The 15,691-nt window shown below is 61.1% G+C and carries 16 protein-coding genes and 2 tRNA genes; 13 read left to right on the top strand and 5 right to left on the bottom strand.

Annotated features, from left to right (window positions below; translation table 11 throughout):
- Positions 1 to 5: 5 nt before the first annotated feature.
- Genes MchiMG62_RS02070 through MchiMG62_RS02100 form a run of 7 tightly spaced genes read left to right on the top strand, consistent with a single transcriptional unit; the run spans position 6 to position 6,970 of the window.
- Entirely contained in the window at positions 6 to 584 is a 579-nt protein-coding gene (locus tag MchiMG62_RS02070; protein WP_221057676.1) for a V-type ATP synthase subunit E family protein, read from the top strand.
- Positions 585 to 596: 12 nt separating this feature from the next.
- Positions 597 to 1,655 carry a V-type ATP synthase subunit C gene (locus tag MchiMG62_RS02075; RefSeq protein ID WP_221057677.1) on the top strand — a complete coding sequence of 353 codons (1,059 nt, stop codon included), beginning with the start codon at positions 597 to 599 and terminating at the stop codon, positions 1,653 to 1,655.
- Between the two features lie 2 nt (positions 1,656 to 1,657).
- Positions 1,658 to 1,960, top strand: a complete 303-nt coding sequence (locus tag MchiMG62_RS02080; RefSeq protein ID WP_221057678.1) for a V-type ATP synthase subunit F — start codon at positions 1,658 to 1,660, stop codon at positions 1,958 to 1,960.
- Positions 1,960 to 3,714: an ATP synthase subunit A gene (locus MchiMG62_RS02085; protein ID WP_221057679.1), complete on the top strand. Its 1,755-nt coding sequence runs from the start codon at positions 1,960 to 1,962 to the stop codon at positions 3,712 to 3,714. Before MchiMG62_RS02080 ends, MchiMG62_RS02085 begins: the two co-directional genes overlap by 1 nt.
- A 2-nt stretch (positions 3,715 to 3,716) precedes the next feature.
- The gene (locus tag MchiMG62_RS02090; RefSeq protein WP_221057680.1) at positions 3,717 to 5,102 is read left to right on the top strand and encodes an ATP synthase subunit B; all 1,386 of its coding nucleotides are present in this window, start codon (positions 3,717 to 3,719) and stop codon (positions 5,100 to 5,102) included.
- 6 nt (positions 5,103 to 5,108) lie between these two features.
- The gene (locus MchiMG62_RS02095) at positions 5,109 to 5,735 is read left to right on the top strand and encodes a V-type ATP synthase subunit D (RefSeq protein ID WP_074369637.1); all 627 of its coding nucleotides are present in this window, start codon (positions 5,109 to 5,111) and stop codon (positions 5,733 to 5,735) included.
- Positions 5,736 to 5,755: 20 nt separating this feature from the next.
- Complete coding sequence (locus tag MchiMG62_RS02100; protein WP_425331897.1) at positions 5,756 to 6,970, top strand: phosphoglycerate kinase; 1,215 nt, start codon at positions 5,756 to 5,758, stop codon at positions 6,968 to 6,970.
- A 662-nt stretch (positions 6,971 to 7,632) separates the two neighbouring features.
- Here the strand turns inward: MchiMG62_RS02100 and MchiMG62_RS02105 are convergent.
- The 4 genes from MchiMG62_RS02105 to minD all read right to left on the bottom strand — a co-directional run bounded on the left by MchiMG62_RS02105 (position 7,633) and on the right by minD (position 9,657).
- On the bottom strand, positions 7,633 to 8,490 hold the full coding sequence (locus MchiMG62_RS02105) for a damage-control phosphatase ARMT1 family protein (RefSeq protein WP_221057682.1): 858 nt from the start codon (positions 8,488 to 8,490) through the stop codon (positions 7,633 to 7,635).
- A gap of 42 nt (positions 8,491 to 8,532) precedes the next feature.
- Positions 8,533 to 8,606, bottom strand: a tRNA-Pro gene (locus tag MchiMG62_RS02110).
- A 62-nt stretch (positions 8,607 to 8,668) separates the two neighbouring features.
- Positions 8,669 to 8,866 carry a hypothetical protein gene (locus MchiMG62_RS02115; protein WP_244987762.1) on the bottom strand — a complete coding sequence of 66 codons (198 nt, stop codon included), beginning with the start codon at positions 8,864 to 8,866 and terminating at the stop codon, positions 8,669 to 8,671.
- 5 nt (positions 8,867 to 8,871) lie between these two features.
- A complete protein-coding gene (gene minD, locus MchiMG62_RS02120; protein WP_214019673.1) occupies positions 8,872 to 9,657 on the bottom strand; it encodes a cell division ATPase MinD in 786 nt (261 codons plus the stop codon).
- A 351-nt stretch (positions 9,658 to 10,008) separates the two neighbouring features.
- Here minD and MchiMG62_RS02125 point away from each other — a divergent pair, with 351 nt between their 5' ends.
- Both MchiMG62_RS02125 and MchiMG62_RS02130 read left to right on the top strand, forming a co-directional pair.
- Positions 10,009 to 10,371 (top strand): roadblock/LC7 domain-containing protein, encoded by a 363-nt coding sequence (locus tag MchiMG62_RS02125; RefSeq protein ID WP_244987763.1) that lies wholly within the window; start codon positions 10,009 to 10,011, stop codon positions 10,369 to 10,371.
- Positions 10,371 to 11,006: a response regulator gene (locus MchiMG62_RS02130; protein ID WP_214019676.1), complete on the top strand. Its 636-nt coding sequence runs from the start codon at positions 10,371 to 10,373 to the stop codon at positions 11,004 to 11,006. Before MchiMG62_RS02125 ends, MchiMG62_RS02130 begins: the two co-directional genes overlap by 1 nt.
- Positions 11,007 to 11,268: 262 nt before the next feature.
- Here the strand turns inward: MchiMG62_RS02130 and MchiMG62_RS02135 are convergent, their stop codons facing one another.
- Positions 11,269 to 11,700 carry a phosphate-starvation-inducible PsiE family protein gene (locus tag MchiMG62_RS02135; RefSeq protein WP_221057683.1) on the bottom strand — a complete coding sequence of 144 codons (432 nt, stop codon included), beginning with the start codon at positions 11,698 to 11,700 and terminating at the stop codon, positions 11,269 to 11,271.
- A gap of 190 nt (positions 11,701 to 11,890) precedes the next feature.
- On the opposite strand from MchiMG62_RS02135, the gene MchiMG62_RS02140 reads away from it, so the two are divergent.
- From MchiMG62_RS02140 to rpoB, 4 genes are all read left to right on the top strand, one after another.
- A tRNA-Lys gene (locus MchiMG62_RS02140) sits at positions 11,891 to 11,964 on the top strand.
- 78 nt (positions 11,965 to 12,042) lie between these two features.
- Positions 12,043 to 12,294 (top strand): DNA-directed RNA polymerase subunit H, encoded by a 252-nt coding sequence (locus tag MchiMG62_RS02145; RefSeq protein WP_221057684.1) that lies wholly within the window; start codon positions 12,043 to 12,045, stop codon positions 12,292 to 12,294.
- 25 nt (positions 12,295 to 12,319) lie between these two features.
- Entirely contained in the window at positions 12,320 to 13,879 is a 1,560-nt protein-coding gene (locus tag MchiMG62_RS02150; RefSeq protein ID WP_221058592.1) for a DNA-directed RNA polymerase subunit B'', read from the top strand.
- On the top strand, positions 13,876 to 15,690 hold the full coding sequence (gene rpoB, locus MchiMG62_RS02155) for a DNA-directed RNA polymerase subunit B (RefSeq protein ID WP_221057685.1): 1,815 nt from the start codon (positions 13,876 to 13,878) through the stop codon (positions 15,688 to 15,690). The genes MchiMG62_RS02150 and rpoB overlap by 4 nt, the downstream gene beginning before the upstream one ends.
- Position 15,691: the final 1 nt, after the last annotated feature.

The following is a 15,691-nucleotide window of genomic DNA, read 5'->3' on the forward strand; positions in this document are numbered from 1 at the left end:
GAACCATGGGACTCGAAGCAGTTGTGAACGAGATCCGGGAGAAAGGGCGAAAGGAGGTCGAGGCGGTCCGGGCGGAGACCCGGGCCGAAGTCGAGGAGATCCTCCGGGACGCACAGGTCCGCGCCGCCGAGATCAAACTCTCGGCCGAAGAGGAGGCGGGCCGGGTTGCCGCCCGCACCACCAACCAGGAAGTCTCCGCGGCGAACCTCGTCGTCAAACGACAGGTCCTGAACGCCCAGAAGACGCTCCTCGACCAGGTCTATTCGGCCTCGCTCGCTGCTGTCGGTGATCTCCCTGCGGAGTTCCAGGAGAAGGCGCTCACAGACCTGTTGAAGAGAGCGGCAAAGGAGATCAAGAAAGGTGTCGTGCACGTAAACGAGCGGGATGTCCCGGTCGTCGAGGCGATCATCTCCCGGCAAAAAACCCTCTCGGGCTACACCGTGGGCGCGCCCGTCGAGATCCCCGGCGGCGTCATCGTCGAGAGCACCGACGGCGAGCTGCAGATCGACTACAGCTACGGCACGTTCCTGGACGAGGTATGGGAATCCGGCCTGAAGGATGCGTCAGATATCCTGTTTGCATGAGGAGGTTCATACATGGCAGGGGTAAGTAGCGGACCGGCAACCTACATCTACGCCTGCACCCGCATGCGGGTGCGGCGGTCGTTGCTGATACCGCGGGAAGATTATCTCCGGATGCTGAATATGAGCCTGCCTGAGATCACCCGGTTCATCGGCGCCGAGGGCGGTTACGGGTCCGAGATCGATGAACTCGGCACCTCCTTCTCCGGCATCAACCTCGTCGAGGTGGCGTTGAGCTGGAACCTCGCGAAGGAGTACCAGAGCATCCTGGAACTCGTGCCGGGTGAACTGAAGCACTTCACCGCGAGTTACCTGCGCCGGTGGGATATCCAGAACGTCGTCACCATCCTGCGCGGCAAGATGCAGGAGATGCCGGCGGGCAAGATCAAGGAGGTCCTGGTCCCGGCCGGCAGGCTCGACAAGGTCGCTCTCGACCGTCTCCTCACCGAGGAGTCGCCGGAACGGGTCGTCGAGGCGCTCAAGGACGAGCGGTTCTACCCCGTCCTCGAACGGGAACTCCCCCGTGCGATGGAGACCGGGTCGTTCGCCCACCTGGAGAACGAACTCTACAAGGGCTACTACGCGCGGCTCATCGCCGATGCCGGGGAAGGCGTCAAGGGCGGGGCCATCTTCCTGAAGTACATCGAGCTCGAGATCGATACCAGGAACATCCAGAACCTCTTCCGCCTCCGGGCCGGGCACGTCCGTGAGGACGTGCGGGAACTGATGATCCCCGGCGGCTCGTTCTCGGTGGAGGAACTGCAGCGGCTCTCGGGGATCGAGGACCGGGACGAGTTCATCGACGCCGTGAAGAGGCAGGTGAGGGCGCCCCCGCTCCTGAACGTGCTCGAGGCAATCCGGGGCAAAACCGCGCTCCACGGGATCGAGGTTGCGCTGACCCGGGTCCAGCTCGAGCAGATGGAGCGGATGTCGAAACGGTATCCGTTCTCGATCCTGCCCGTGCTCGTCTACCTGGAGGAGAAGAAGTACGAGGTCGCGAACCTTCGCGCCCTCGCCCGGGGCAAGGAGGCCGGCCTCCCTGGTGAGCGGTTACAGGGCTACCTGGTGATGTAAGCATGGAGATCGCAGTTGTCGGTACCGGTGAATTCATCCTTGGTTTCAGGCTCGCGGGTGTCCGGAAGACGTACGCGGCCGAGACCGGCGAGCGGCTGGTCGAGCAGATCAACCGGGTGCTCCAGGACAGAGACGTCGGCATTCTCGTGCTGAAGGGCAGCGACATGGAGCGGATCCCCCTGCGGCTTCGCACCACCCTCGAGAACTCCGTCAAGCCGACGGTGATCGCGATCGGCGGAGAAGAGGGCGGCCTGTCGATGAGAGAGAGAATCAAGAGATCGGTGGGTGTTGATCTGTGGAAGTAATGGAAAAAACAAACGAAAAAAGGGCTCAGGGAGTCCTGAAACGGATTTCAGGGCCGGTCGTCACTGCTGTCGGTCTCGACGCACACATGTACGACGTGGTGAAGGTCGGCAATGAAGAACTGATGGGGGAGGTCATCAAGATCCAGGGTGAGAACATCATCATCCAGGTCTACGAAGATACCGCCGGCATCAGACCCGGTGAGCCGGTGGGAAACACCGGTCTCTCGCTCGCTGTTGAACTCGGGCCCGGGCTGCTGACCAGTATCTACGACGGGATCCAGCGGCCGCTCGAGGTGCTCGTGGACAAGATGGGCAACTTCATCGAGCGCGGCGTCTCGGCACCCGGCCTCTCCCACGAGAAGAAGTGGGAGTTCGTGCCCACGGTGAAGAAGGGCGACGAAGTCAAGGCCGGCGATATCATCGGCACGGTCCAGGAGACGAACATCGTCCATAAGGTCATGGTCCCGCCCCGGTCGAAGGGCGGTAAGGTCAAGAAGATCTCGGGCGGCAGTTTCACGGTCGACGAGACCGTCTGCGTCCTCGAGGACGGCACCGAGATCGCGATGCTCCAGCGCTGGCCGGTCCGTGTGCCCCGTCCCGTGAAGGAGAAGTTGAACCCCGACGTCCCGCTGATCACCGGTCAGCGGATCCTGGACGGTCTCTTCCCCATCGCGAAGGGCGGAACGGCAGCCATTCCCGGCCCGTTCGGGAGCGGCAAGACGGTTACCCAGCAGCAGCTCGCGAAGTGGTCGGACGCCGAGATCGTCGTCTACATCGGCTGCGGGGAGCGCGGCAACGAGATGACCGAGGTTCTGACGGAGTTCCCGGAACTCGAGGACCCGCAGACCGGCAAGCCGCTGATGGAGCGGACGGTGCTGATCGCGAACACCTCGAACATGCCGGTTGCGGCCCGTGAAGCGTCCGTGTACACGGGGATCACGATCGCCGAGTACTTCCGCGACATGGGCTACGACGTCTCGCTGATGGCCGACTCCACCTCCCGGTGGGCGGAGGCGATGCGTGAGATCTCGAGCCGTCTTGAGGAGATGCCCGGTGAGGAAGGGTATCCCGCGTACCTTGCGGCACGCCTCTCGGAGTTCTACGAGCGTGCGGGCCGTGTCACCTCCCTGAACGGTGAGGGCGGGTCCGTCTCCGTCATCGGCGCGGTTTCGCCGCCCGGCGGCGACTTCTCCGAGCCGGTCACCCAGAACACCCTGCGTATCGTCAAGGTCTTCTGGGCGCTGGACGCGAAGCTCTCGCAGCGCCGGCACTTCCCGGCGATCAACTGGCTGAACTCTTACTCGCTCTACCTCGACGCGCTCAGCGAGTGGTACGACAAGGAGGTCTCGCCCGAGTGGAACCCGCTCCGGGCGTGGGCGATGGGCGTCCTCCAGAAGGAGGCCGAACTCCAGGAGATCGTCCAGCTGGTCGGTTCCGATGCCCTGCCCGACGAGGAGCAGGTCACCATCGAGGTTGCGAGGATGATCCGTGAGATCTTCCTGCAGCAGAACGCCTACGATGCGGTGGACACGTTCTGCCCGATGTCCAAGCAGTACGACATGATGAAGGCGATCAAGCACTACGCCGACCTCGCGCGTACCGCCCAGGCGGGCGGCGCGACCCCGCAGCAGGTCATCGGCGTGAAGAGCAAGAACGAGCTCCCCCAGATCAAGTTCATCAGGGACTACGAGCCCGAGCTTGAGAAGATCATGAAACAGATGGAAGCTGAATTCGACGCGCTGAGGGCGGTGTGACCATGAAGGAGTACAGAACGGTTGCACAGATTGCGGGGCCGCTGGTATTCGTCGAGAAGACGGAGCCGGTCGGCTACAGCGAACTCGTCAACATCGTGACCGCCGACGGCACGGTCAAGCGCGGCCAGGTGCTGGATACGAGCGACGAGATCGTGGTCGTCCAGGTCTTCGAGACCACTGCCGGCATCGGCAGGGACTCGGGCATCCGGTTCACCGGCGAGACGATCAAGATGCCGGTCGGAAAGGACATGCTCGGCCGTATCCTCTCCGGCGGCGGCAAACCGATCGACGGCGGCCCGGAGATCGTGCCCGAAAAGAGGCTCGAGATCACCGGTGCGGCCATCAACCCCTACGCCCGGTCGTCGCCTGAGGATTTCATCCAGACAGGTATTTCGACGATCGACGGGACGAACACCCTCGTCCGCGGTCAGAAACTCCCGATCTTCTCGGCATCGGGTCTGCCCCACAACGACGTGGCGCTCCAGATCGCCCGGCAGGCGAAGGTGCCCGGCTCGACCGAAGAGTTCGCCGTGGTCTTTGCGGCGATGGGTATCACCCGGGAAGAGGCCAACTACTTCATGGCCGACTTCGAGAAGACCGGCGCTCTCGAGCGCTCGGTCGTCTTCCTGAACCTCGCGGACGACCCGGCCGTCGAGCGGACGATCACGCCGCGTCTCGCGCTCACGACCGCCGAGTACCTGGCGTTCGACCTCGGCTACCACGTGCTGGTCATCCTGACGGATATGACCAACTACTGCGAGGCGCTCCGTCAGATCGGCGCGGCCCGTGAGGAAGTGCCCGGCCGGCGCGGTTACCCGGGTTACATGTACACCGACCTTGCAAGCATCTACGAGCGTGCGGGTATCATCAAGGGCGTCAAGGGCTCGGTGACCCAGATCCCGATCCTGACGATGCCGGGCGACGATATCACTCACCCGATCCCTGACCTGACCGGCTACATCACCGAAGGCCAGATCGTGGTCAACCGTGATCTGCACCGGAAGGGTATCTACCCGCCGATCAACGTGCTGCCGTCGCTGTCGCGTCTGATGAACCTCGGTATCGGACAGGGGCACACCCGCGAAGACCACAAGAAGGTCTCGGACCAGCTCTACGCGGCGTACGCGGAGGGTAACGATCTCCGGGGCCTGGTCGCCATCGTCGGGAAAGACGCGCTCTCGGAGCGCGACCGGATGTTCCTTGAGTTCGCCGACCTCTTCGAGGACCGGTTCGTCAGGCAGGGCCTCTACGAAGACCGGTCGATCGAGGAGACGCTCGATCTCGGCTGGGAACTCCTTGCGACGCTGCCCGAAGAGCAGCTCGTCCGTATCGACCGCGAACTGATCCAGAAGTACCACCCGAAGTACCGGAAGAAGGCACAGGGGTAAGTATCCATGGCGCTGCGAGATATCAAGCCGACCCGATCTGAGCTGATCAACGTCAAGCGACGGATCAAACTCTCGGAGCGCGGCTATAACATCCTCAAGATGAAGCGCGATGGGCTGATCCTGGAGTTCTTCAAGGTGCTGCAACAGGCGAAAGACAGCCGCGGCGCTCTCCTGGAGCGTTACGAGCATGCAATGGAGATGATCGCCCTTGCGGAGACCGTCGAGGGCGCGATCGGGGTGAAGGCCGCCGCCTTCTCGGCAGCGGAAAGCCCCGCCATCTCCCTTAAAAGCAAGAACATCATGGGTGTCGTCGTCCCGGAGATCCAGGCGTCGTCCGTCAGGAAGGGCGTGCTCGACCGCGGCTACGGGATGCTCGGCACCTCCGCCGTCATCGACGAGACCGCGGAGGCGTTCGAGGATCTGCTCGAGGCGATCATCGAGGCCGCCGAGATCGAGACGACGATGAAGCGGCTGCTCGACGAGATCGAGAGCACCAAGCGGCGCGTGAACGCGCTCGAGTTCAAGGTGATCCCCGAACTCTCCGAGGCCCGGGACTTCATCAAGATGCGGCTCGACGAGATGGAACGTGAGGAGCTCTTCCGCCTGAAAAAGATTAAGGCACGGAGTGCCTGAAGAGAGACTGGTGATACCCGGTGGAGATCGGTACGCTCGCAGATACTGGGAAGTTGACGGGAACGGTGATGTTGCGGGTTGATTTCAACTCGCCCATCGATCCCTCCTCGAACCAGATCCTGGACGACAAACGGTTTCGGGAACACCTGCCGACGGTACAGGCGCTCGAGGACGCGCGGCTTGTCGTCCTCACCCACCAGAGCAGGCCCGGCAAGAAGGATTTCACGACGCTTGAGGCGCATGCGGCGAAACTGGAGCGGCTGCTCGGCCGCCCGGTGACGTATGTGGAGGACATCTTCGGGCGGTGCGCCCGGGATGCAATCCGGAGCGCGAAGCGCGGGGATGTCCTGATGCTCGAGAACCTTCGGTTTGCCGCCGAGGAGAACCTGACCCTGAAGCCCGAGGAGGCGAAGAAGACCCTCCTCGTCCGGCGGCTGGCATCGATGGCCGATGTGTACGTCAACGATGCGTTCGGCACGGCGCACCGGTCGCAGCCGTCGATCGTGGGGCTGCCGCTCGTGCTCCCGTCGGTGGCCGGTCTCCTGATGGAGAAGGAGGTCGCGAACCTCTCCCGGGTATTTTCCGGCGCCCCGCGTCCCGTCACCTTCGTGCTCGGCGGGACGAAGGTGGACGACTCGATAGCGGTCGCAGAGAACGTCCTCGCGCGAGGAACGGCCGACCGGGTGATCGTCGTCGGCGTGGTGGGAAACGTCTTTTTGCTTGCGGCGGGCCACGATATCGGGCGCCCGTCGGCCCGGCTGATCGACGACCTCGGCTACCGGGCTGAGATCGATAAGGCGAAAGACCTCCTCGAGTCCTACCGCGACCGGCTCTCTCTGCCGCACTCGGTCGCCGTCCGCGAAGACGGCGAGCGGGTCGAGTACCCCCTGGACGCCGTCCCGGAGGAGGCCCAGGTGCTCGACATCGGGAGCGACTCGATCGGGAGCCTCACCAGGACGATCTCGGACTCGGGAACGGTCGTGGTGAACGGACCGGCGGGCCTCTTCGAGGAGGAGCAGTTCGCCGTCGGCACCTTCGAGCTCCTGAGGGCGGCGTCGACCGTGGAGTTCTCGGTGGTGGGCGGCGGGCATTCCGGCGCGGCCATCGAGCGGCTCGGCCTCGAGAGCGAGTTTACGCACATCTCCACCGGCGGAGGGGCGGCGATCGAGTTCCTGACCGGGAAGAAGATGCCGGCCATCGAGGCGCTGGAGATGTCCCGGAAGATCTTCGGCTGAGAGGCACGAGCACCGCCGGGGTGCGAACTGCGACGGGTCGCCGGAGCCGGAGCAGAAGCACCGGCGGTGCAGGTCGGCCCTATCTTTTCTCCGGTTTTCTGTTGTTCTTCCGTTGTATCGTTACGTGAGGTTGCATTCCTCTCTTCACCGCCGGAGCATGCGAAACTGTGAATGCTCCGGCTCATTGGGGACGTTTCCGACACAACAACTTCGGAGCGAGTTTTTGCAATCGGGGTGATGAGAAAAGGGAAGTGGAATCGACCTATAATATGGGGGTGGGGGGCCACACCCGAACGTTTCGTAGCCCGGTGTAATCTTGCTTGTGATTGCTGAACGCTGGTTCAGGGGCACGGGCGCCCCTGAACCGAACCCTTGCATCGTTGGTTGTAGAGTTTGATTGTGCAGATGGTTGTGGTGATTGCTGATGGAATTGATTGACTGGTGAATGCTGGGTGTGGTAGTTCCCCGCTTCAGTATTATCATGGGGAATATATATTATTTTCCAGTAAATATTGGGACGAATATATGTCTCAAAATATTAAATGGGGATGCTATAAGGCATCGTTAACCGGAAGAGCTGTCATTATCCCGGAAAAAATTTGCGTGGGTGTTTATATAGGCGACTGTCGGGTGACGCCCGGATCCGGTGCGGGTGCCGGCGTTCACTCCCGGAGGAGGGCGACCCGGGAGCCGACCGGGATGCCGATATCCGCGCCGATCGGGCCGCATTTCACCGACATCAGGTAGGCGACGGGAGGGAGATCGCGGCCGTCGGAGAGCGACTCGTAGTTCGCCATGCCTTTCGCAATGACGAGCGTCGCGCGGTCGAGAGCGTCGGCGAGCGCCGGCGGGGCGTGTTCGCGGTTGAGCCCGAGTTCGGCAATGCCGTCCGTGGTGGGGGTGAGCAGGTCGACCCGGCGGTCGAGCCCGAGCGCCACGGCATCCTCCATCGTTGCGTCGTTTAAGATCGGGGCTCCCCGGACGGCGAACGCGACGTGCGCACCGTTCCTCTTGAGATAATCGGCGAACAGGGCGTCAAAGACGATCTCTCCACAGTTGTCGGCGAGGTAGACCACCCGGGAGGCGAGCCTCTCGATCGCGGCGGTGTCGTCGACGGTCAGCCCCGCCGCAAACTCCCGGCGGAAGAACTCGACGAAGTTATCCGTGACGGTATGCGCCTGTGAACCGTAATCCAGCGTGTTGCCGATGACCGACGCAAGCGCAAGGTCGCGGAACGTCGCAAGTTCCCCGCGCACCGCCCGGCAGACAGCCGCCGCATCGGCGTTGTTGCCCTTCTTCAACGACCGGTAGGGGTCGGGATCGCCGATCATCCGGTAGGCGAGCCGGTGTACCCGGCTCGCGATGACGGGTGCGGGCACCGGATCGGCAGCGATGCGCTCAAGAAGGTTCCGGCACGCATCGACGATCTCGGAGACGCGCAGGGAATCGTCGATGCAGAGCCGGCTCTCGTACTCGACCCGGCTGATCAGGCAATCCGTGCAGTCTGCAGTCAACTTCATGCTACGGATAATTCTGTCGGGGACAGAGAAAAAATGGTCAGATGGGGCCACTGCGATTTGAACGCAGGTCAGAAGACCCCCAGTCTCCTAGGATGGCCAGGCTACCCTATGGCCCCTTCCCTACTACATATGCTCGAATTACAGATATATCTTCGCTTTGCGGGGGAGGAGTGATCCTCTATCCGCGCGCTTTCTTGTACTCCTCGACGCTCTTTGTCAGTTGTTCCAGTTCGGTGCCGGTGATCTCCATTCTGCCGGTCAATGCTTCGACCTCTTTGAGAAGTTGCTGGATGCGCACGTACATCACGTACATGATAAACAGCAGACAGACGATGGTTACCGAGAGCAGGACTATCATGACTGCGTTAATATCCATAGGTATCATGGTTCCCTCCTGAATAGTGCGCGGGCGAGCCGCTCGACAAATCCTTCCTGCACCTTGTGCGGCTCCTCCAGAACGGGGATGCCCGCCAACGTGGCTGCAATTCTTCTGAACGCTTTCGATGATTCGGAGCCTGGTGAACTGATGACGACCGGTGTCTTTGCCGCCGCCGCCCTTCGGACGTTTGCGTCTTCGGGCACCGTGTCGATGATCGGTACGCCGAGCGTCTTCTCGATCTTCCTCCGGTTCATGTCGGTCTCTTCCAGTGTCGCCCGGTTGAGGATAGCCCCTCCCATGGTGCCGCCGACCGTCTCCGTCAGGATCTTGATCTTCAGAGCATCCACGATCGATGAGAGTTCGGGGTTCACGACCAGCAGAACCTCGTCTGCCACGGTGAGCGGTATGACGCCATCCGTGCCGATTCCGGCGGGTGCATCGAGAAGCAGAAAATCACAACGGTCGGTGAGATCGCAGATCACGTCCCTGAGCCGTTCGGGGTTCGCGTTCTGGAACCCCTGGAGCGAGAGACCCGAGGGTACTACCTTGAGGCCGTACGGCCCCTCGTAGATCGCATCCCGGATGGACGCCTCTCCTGCCAGAACCTCGTGGAGCGTGATCGGGGTTTCTGCAAGCCCCAATATCAGTCCGAGATTGGCCATCCCGACATCCGTGTCGACGATACACGTCTCCCTGCCGTGCTGTGCCAGTGCTATTCCCAGATTTGCGGTGACGGTCGTCTTTCCGGTTCCGCCTTTTCCGGAGGCGATAGCGTAGGCCCTGATCATCCAAAACCGTCTCAAGGATAGATCGTAGTTCCAAAACATAAACTTATTTATTTGCCTCGTAAGATTGGAGAGCACAAATATCGTTTTTGAAGGCAGAGGTACTTTTTATGGGGTCATTCTGACTGGAAACGGTCCGGAACACCTTCACGACCTGGTTTCACATGCCGCGGAGATGGTCGGCTCCGCGACAACAGAGTTTTCCCCCTCGGAGACCGCGACCCCGCGTTATGCGTGGCAAAAGCGAGTTAGCAAGGCGATTTGATGCAATGCAGATTCGATATTCATATATGATGCGAAGAAGATATCTCACTGAGATATTTTGGGGTCAGTATGATGAGCCGTCATCCCTTTATGGGAGAGAGTGCCCGGAGGTACATCGATGAGATCCAGTCGGTCGTCGGTGTTACCGCATGCGCTCTCGTATCCAGTGAGGGCAGAATTCTGGGTAAACACTTCCCGGAAGGTGACCTTACATCGTCGCTTTTCGCGGCAATGTGCGCAACGGTCCTCGCGTCGGCGGAGGCTGCCTGCGGCAGCGTTGACGTAGAGCGGCCGTGCCTGGTCGCCGTTTCCTCAGCCGACGCTGCAATCCTCATCGTGAGCGTCGGGGAGGCCACTCTGATCACGGCGGTAATTGATAAGTCGGCAGATCTCCCAACAGTACAGAGACAGTTATTGGACATAGCAGCCAGGATCGGAGAGGAGGAGGCATGATGTATACGATATTGGTTGTCGACGATAGCCCCATGATCGTCGATGTTTTTGTCACCATGCTGGAGCGTGGTGGCTATCGGCCGATCACCGCCTTCAGTGGCGGGGAGTGTCTTGAGGTCCTGAATGCGACCCCCCCTGACCTGGTCCTTCTGGACATCATGATGGAGCCGATGGACGGCTGGGAGACGCTCGAGCGGATCAAGACCAGCCCCGCGTTGCGGCATATCCCCGTCCTCATGCTGACCGCAAAACCCCTCACGCCCGAAGAGGCGAACGAATACGGCCCCTACATCGAGGACTACATCCTCAAGCCAACCACCCATCACCAGCTCTACGAGGCCATCGAGCACGTGCTGGCACGCCGGCACTCAATCGCCACCAATATCGAGCGGGCGCGCGAAGCCGGCGTGGACCAAAAACTCGTCGACGAGTACGAACGTCTCGCAAAGAGCGTCGATATCAATCGCCGCCTCTTAAAGATCCTTGAGACAACCTACAGCATCAAAGATACCCGGGCGGGCATGGGTGAAGACATCACGAGGGCGATCAAGAGCATGGCGGCGAGCATCAAGATCCAGGAAGAGCGGCTGAATCAGGTTCGCACCCAGTTTGAAGGTCTTTTTGAGGCGCGTTGATCGACCTCGCTCTCCGGTTTGACGGCTCTGCCCCCAGATAAATCGATTTTAAGCCTGATTAGGGTTCCCTTCTGTTGCCCCTGGTGCATCGTGCCATCGTATTTTAGGAATATCCGTCGCTCTTCGCGTGAGGAGTGATAGAGAGCAACGCCTCACGCAAAAGAGGGCGAAGGATGTGAAAGGTGACAGTGTGGGGTTTATAGATTTAGGCGGCAACAAGCGCTATTATGGGTCTATTCGACGTTTAATGATTGACCCGGCACTAGTAACTATCCGCGCGTTCCTGCTTCCCGATGTAGACGATCGCGATCGTCAGCACGAGAATCGCCGCGAGCGTCATCCCGATATCGACGGGGTCGAGGTGTTCGACCCCGAAGGTCAGCACCCGCCGCACCATTGCGGTGATGCCTGCAATCAGGATCGGCGTCACGAGTACCCTGTTGGTCCTGAAATACGCCGTCACCGTCTCCAGGATCTCCACGATGATGAGGGTCAGAAGGAGCGCGTGCAGAACCTCGAGTATGCCCTGCGTCATATTATCGGTATGGATAAGCGCCGCTACCTGAATGATGACGTCGTAGAACGAGAATATCGCGAGCAGGGAGAGCGAAGCGGCGATGAGCAGGTATATGCTCAGCGTTACCCATGATATGGCGGATATGGCCTTTTCCAGGCGATTTTTAGCGGAGATCATGGGGCACCCTGATTTGCGGGAATATGTATGTAAACAGAATCTTTGAGGAGCATTAAACATTCCGGTAGGTCTGCAGCGGGTTGATAATTGAAAGGTTTATATCGTTAGACTGCGAATGATATGATACGCCCGCAAGTAAGTTATTTATACTATTCTCGCATTGTAATAATGCTGGATGGCAGTACGCGCGGGGCCTATAGCTCAGTTAGGTAGAGCGCCTGGCTTTTAACCAGGTGGTCGGGGGTTCAAATCCCCTTGGGCCCGTTGCCATGGGCGATGTCTATGGGTTTTAACAAGGTGATGTATCTGATACGCAACTTTTTCGTCGGTGAGGTGTAGGTGATGGGCACTTCACTTGACGTACGCAGCCACGAGATGGTTCCGGACCATCAGATTATGGGCGAGGAAGAGGTCGCCGACCTTCTTGCGACGTACCATATAACTCTAGAGCAATTACCGAAAATCTACCACGACGATCCTGCAGCGAAGGCTATTGGGGGCGAGGTCGGGAACGTCATCCGGATCATTCGCGACAGCCGCACCGCAGGCAGAGCCGAAGCCTACAGGCTCGTTGTGAAGAGACCGAAGAAATAAATTCAAAGGCCGGGAGCTGATCCATCTGTTAGATAGAAGTGTTTTGTCGAGAGCATATTTTGCGCGGGAGCACGTAGCACGCCACCAGCTGGACTCCTATAACAACTTCCTCCTGCACAACCTTCAGAAAGTCGTCGATGAGCAGCGCGTCATCGAGACCGATATCGAGACCCGCGGGAAAGGGAAGGAGGCCGTCTGGGTCGAACTGGGCAGGATCGAGGTGAAAAAGCCTCTTGTCCGTGAGGCGGACGGGTCGCAGTCCGAGCTCTTCCCGAGCGAGGCGCGTCTTCGAAACCTCACGTATGCGGCACCCATTCAACTCGAGATGACGCTTGTCCAGGGCGAAGAAGCGCAGGACCCGATCGTCACCACCATCGGGCAGTTGCCGGTGATGGTGGGTTCGGCCGCCTGCAACCTCTACAACATGAGCGATCCCGAGCGGATCGAGCACGGTGAAGACCCCCTCGATCCCGGCGGCTACTTCGTCGTCAACGGCACGGAACGGGTGCTGATGACGCTCGAGGATCTCGCCTCGAACAAGATCATGACCGAGTTCACCGAGCGCTACAACGAGCGGATCTACGTAGCGAAGGTCTTCTCGCAGTACCGGGGCTACCGCGCGCTCGTGATCGTCGAGCGGAACCGCAAAAACCTGCTTGAGGTCTCGTTCCCCTCGGTCGCCGGGCACCTTCGTTTCATCGACCTGATGCGGGCGCTGGGGCTGCAGGGCGACCACGACATCGTGGAGGCGGTCTCGACCGACGAGGAGATCCTCACCTTCATGATGCAGAACCTGGAGGAGAGCGAGTGCGACACCGTCGACGAAGGCGTCATGTACGTCGGCAAGAAACTCGCCCCCAACCAGACCCGCGATTACCAGCGCAAGCGGGCGGAGTTTGTCCTTGACAACTACCTCCTCCCGCACCTGAATTACCTGATGCCGGTGGGCCTGAAAGAGGAGGACCCCGGCTACCGGTCGGCGGTCGAGGGTGTCCGTCTCGCAAAGGCGCACTTCCTCGGTCGCATGGCCGAGGCCTGTTTCGACCTGGTGCTTGACCGGCGCCGGATCGACGACAAGGACCATTACTCGAACAAGAGGCTGAAACTTGCCGGCGACCTGATGGAAGATCTCTTCCGGATCTCGCTCAACCGCCTGACGCGCGACGTGAAGTACCAGCTCGAGCGGGCGAGCATGCGCCACCGCGACCTCTCGATCGGGACCGCCGTGCGCGCGGACGTCCTGACCGAACGGCTGCTGCACCCGCTTGCCACCGGCAACTGGGTGGGCGGGCGCACCGGTGTCTCGCAGCTCCTCGACCGGGTGGATCACATGGCGGTGCTCTCGCATCTCCGGCGCGTGATCTCCCCGCTCTCCCGCTCGCAGCCTCACTTCGAGGCCCGTGACCTGCACCCCACCCAGTGGGGCCGGATCTGCCCGAGTGAGACGCCTGAGGGCCCGAACTGTGGACTGGTGAAGAACTTCGCCCAGATGGTCGAGATCAGCAAGGGCGTCATGAACGAAGAGGAAGTGAAGAACATTCTGTATGATATGGGCGTCATCGCCCTCCGGAGAGAGACGGCATGAGACAGTCACGTGTCTTCGTTGACGGAGCCCTTATCGGGCTCGTGGACGACCCGCGGGAACTGGTCGGGCGGATGCGCGAGATGCGCCGGCGCGGCGAGATCTCCTCCGAGGTCAACGTATCCTACAAGGAATTCAACAACGACGTCATCATCCATACCGACCGCGGCAGGGCGCGCCGGCCGCTGATCGTGGTCAAGGACGGCGTTCCGCAGGTGAGCGACGACGACATCGAGCGTCTCCGGAACGGCGAGATCGTCTTCGAGGATGTGGTGCGGAAGGGCGCGATCGAGTTCGTCGATGCCGAAGAGGAGGAGGACCTCTTCATCGCCATCAACGAGGGGGATCTCACTCCCGAGCACACGCATCTCGAGATCGACCCCTCGCTCATCCTCGGGATCGGTGCGGCGCACGTCCCGTTCCCCGAGCACAACGCCAGTCCCCGTGTCACCATGGGCGCCGGGATGGTCAAGCAGGCGCTCGGGTTCGGGACAGCGAACATGAAACTCCGGCCCGATACCCGGGGGCACATGCTCCACTACGGCCAGAAGCCGCTCACCTTCACCCAGACTTCGGACGCGATCGGCTCTGACGACCGGCCCGCAGGCCAGAACTTCGTCGTTGCCATCATCTCGTATGAAGGGTTCAACATTGAAGATGCGCTGATCATCAACAAGGCCTCCATCGACCGCGGCCTCGGGCGGTCGCACTTCTTCCGCACTTACGACGGCGAAGAGCGGCGCTATCCCGGCGGCCAGGTCGACCGGATCGAGATCCCGGACGAAGAGGTCTCCGGTGCGCACGGCGCCGAGTTCTACGCGAACCTGGACGTCGACGGCGTCATCAATCCCGAGACGGTCGTCCGCGAGAAAGACGTGCTGATCGGGAAGACTTCCCCGCCGCGGTTCCTCGAAGAGCCGACGAGCGAGCTCATCGCCGTCGAGAAGCGGCGCGACACTTCGGTCACGATGCGGAGCAACGAGCACGGTATCGTGGACACCGTCATCATCACCGAGGGCGAGAACTCTTCGCGGCTGGTGAAGGTCAGGACCCGTGACCTCCGGGTGCCGGAGGTCGGCGACAAGTTCGCTTCCCGGCACGGTCAGAAGGGCGTCATCGGGCTCATCCAGCCATCGGCGGATATGCCGTTCACCGAGTCGGGCATGACGCCCGACCTGATCATCAATCCCCACGCCGTCCCGAGCCGTATGACCATCGGGCACATGCTCGAGATGCTGGGCGGCAAGGTCGGCTCGCTCGAGGGCCGCCGGATCAACGCGACCGCGTTCCGCGGCGAGCGCGAGGCAAACCTCCGGAATTCGCTCAAGGAGCTCGGGTTTGCGCACAACGGCCGTGAAGTCATGTATGACGGCACCACCGGCCGGCAGTTCGCGGCCGATATCTACGTCGGTGTCATCTACTACCAGAAACTCTATCACATGGTATCGAGCAAGATGCACGCGCGGTCGCGCGGTCCCGTGCAGGTGCTCACCCGCCAGCCGACCGAAGGACGTGCCCGCGAGGGCGGTCTCCGGTTCGGTGAGATGGAGCGGGACGTGATGATCGGCCACGGTGCGGCCATGGCCTTGAAAGAGCGTCTCCTCGACGAGTCGGACAAGGTGACCCAGTGGGTCTGCGCGAAGTGCGGTATGGTGGCGATGGTCGACCGGAAGCGGAAGGTGACGCGGTGCCTTGCCTGCGGCAGCGAGACCGATATCTACCCCGTCGAGATGAGCTATGCCTTCAAGCTCCTCCTCGACGAGATGAAGAGTATGGGCATTGCTCCCCGCCTGAGACTCGACGATATGGTGTAAG

The sequence above is a fragment of the Methanoculleus chikugoensis genome, from assembly GCF_019669965.1.
GTDB classification, from domain to species: Archaea; Halobacteriota; Methanomicrobia; order Methanomicrobiales; family Methanoculleaceae; genus Methanoculleus; species Methanoculleus chikugoensis.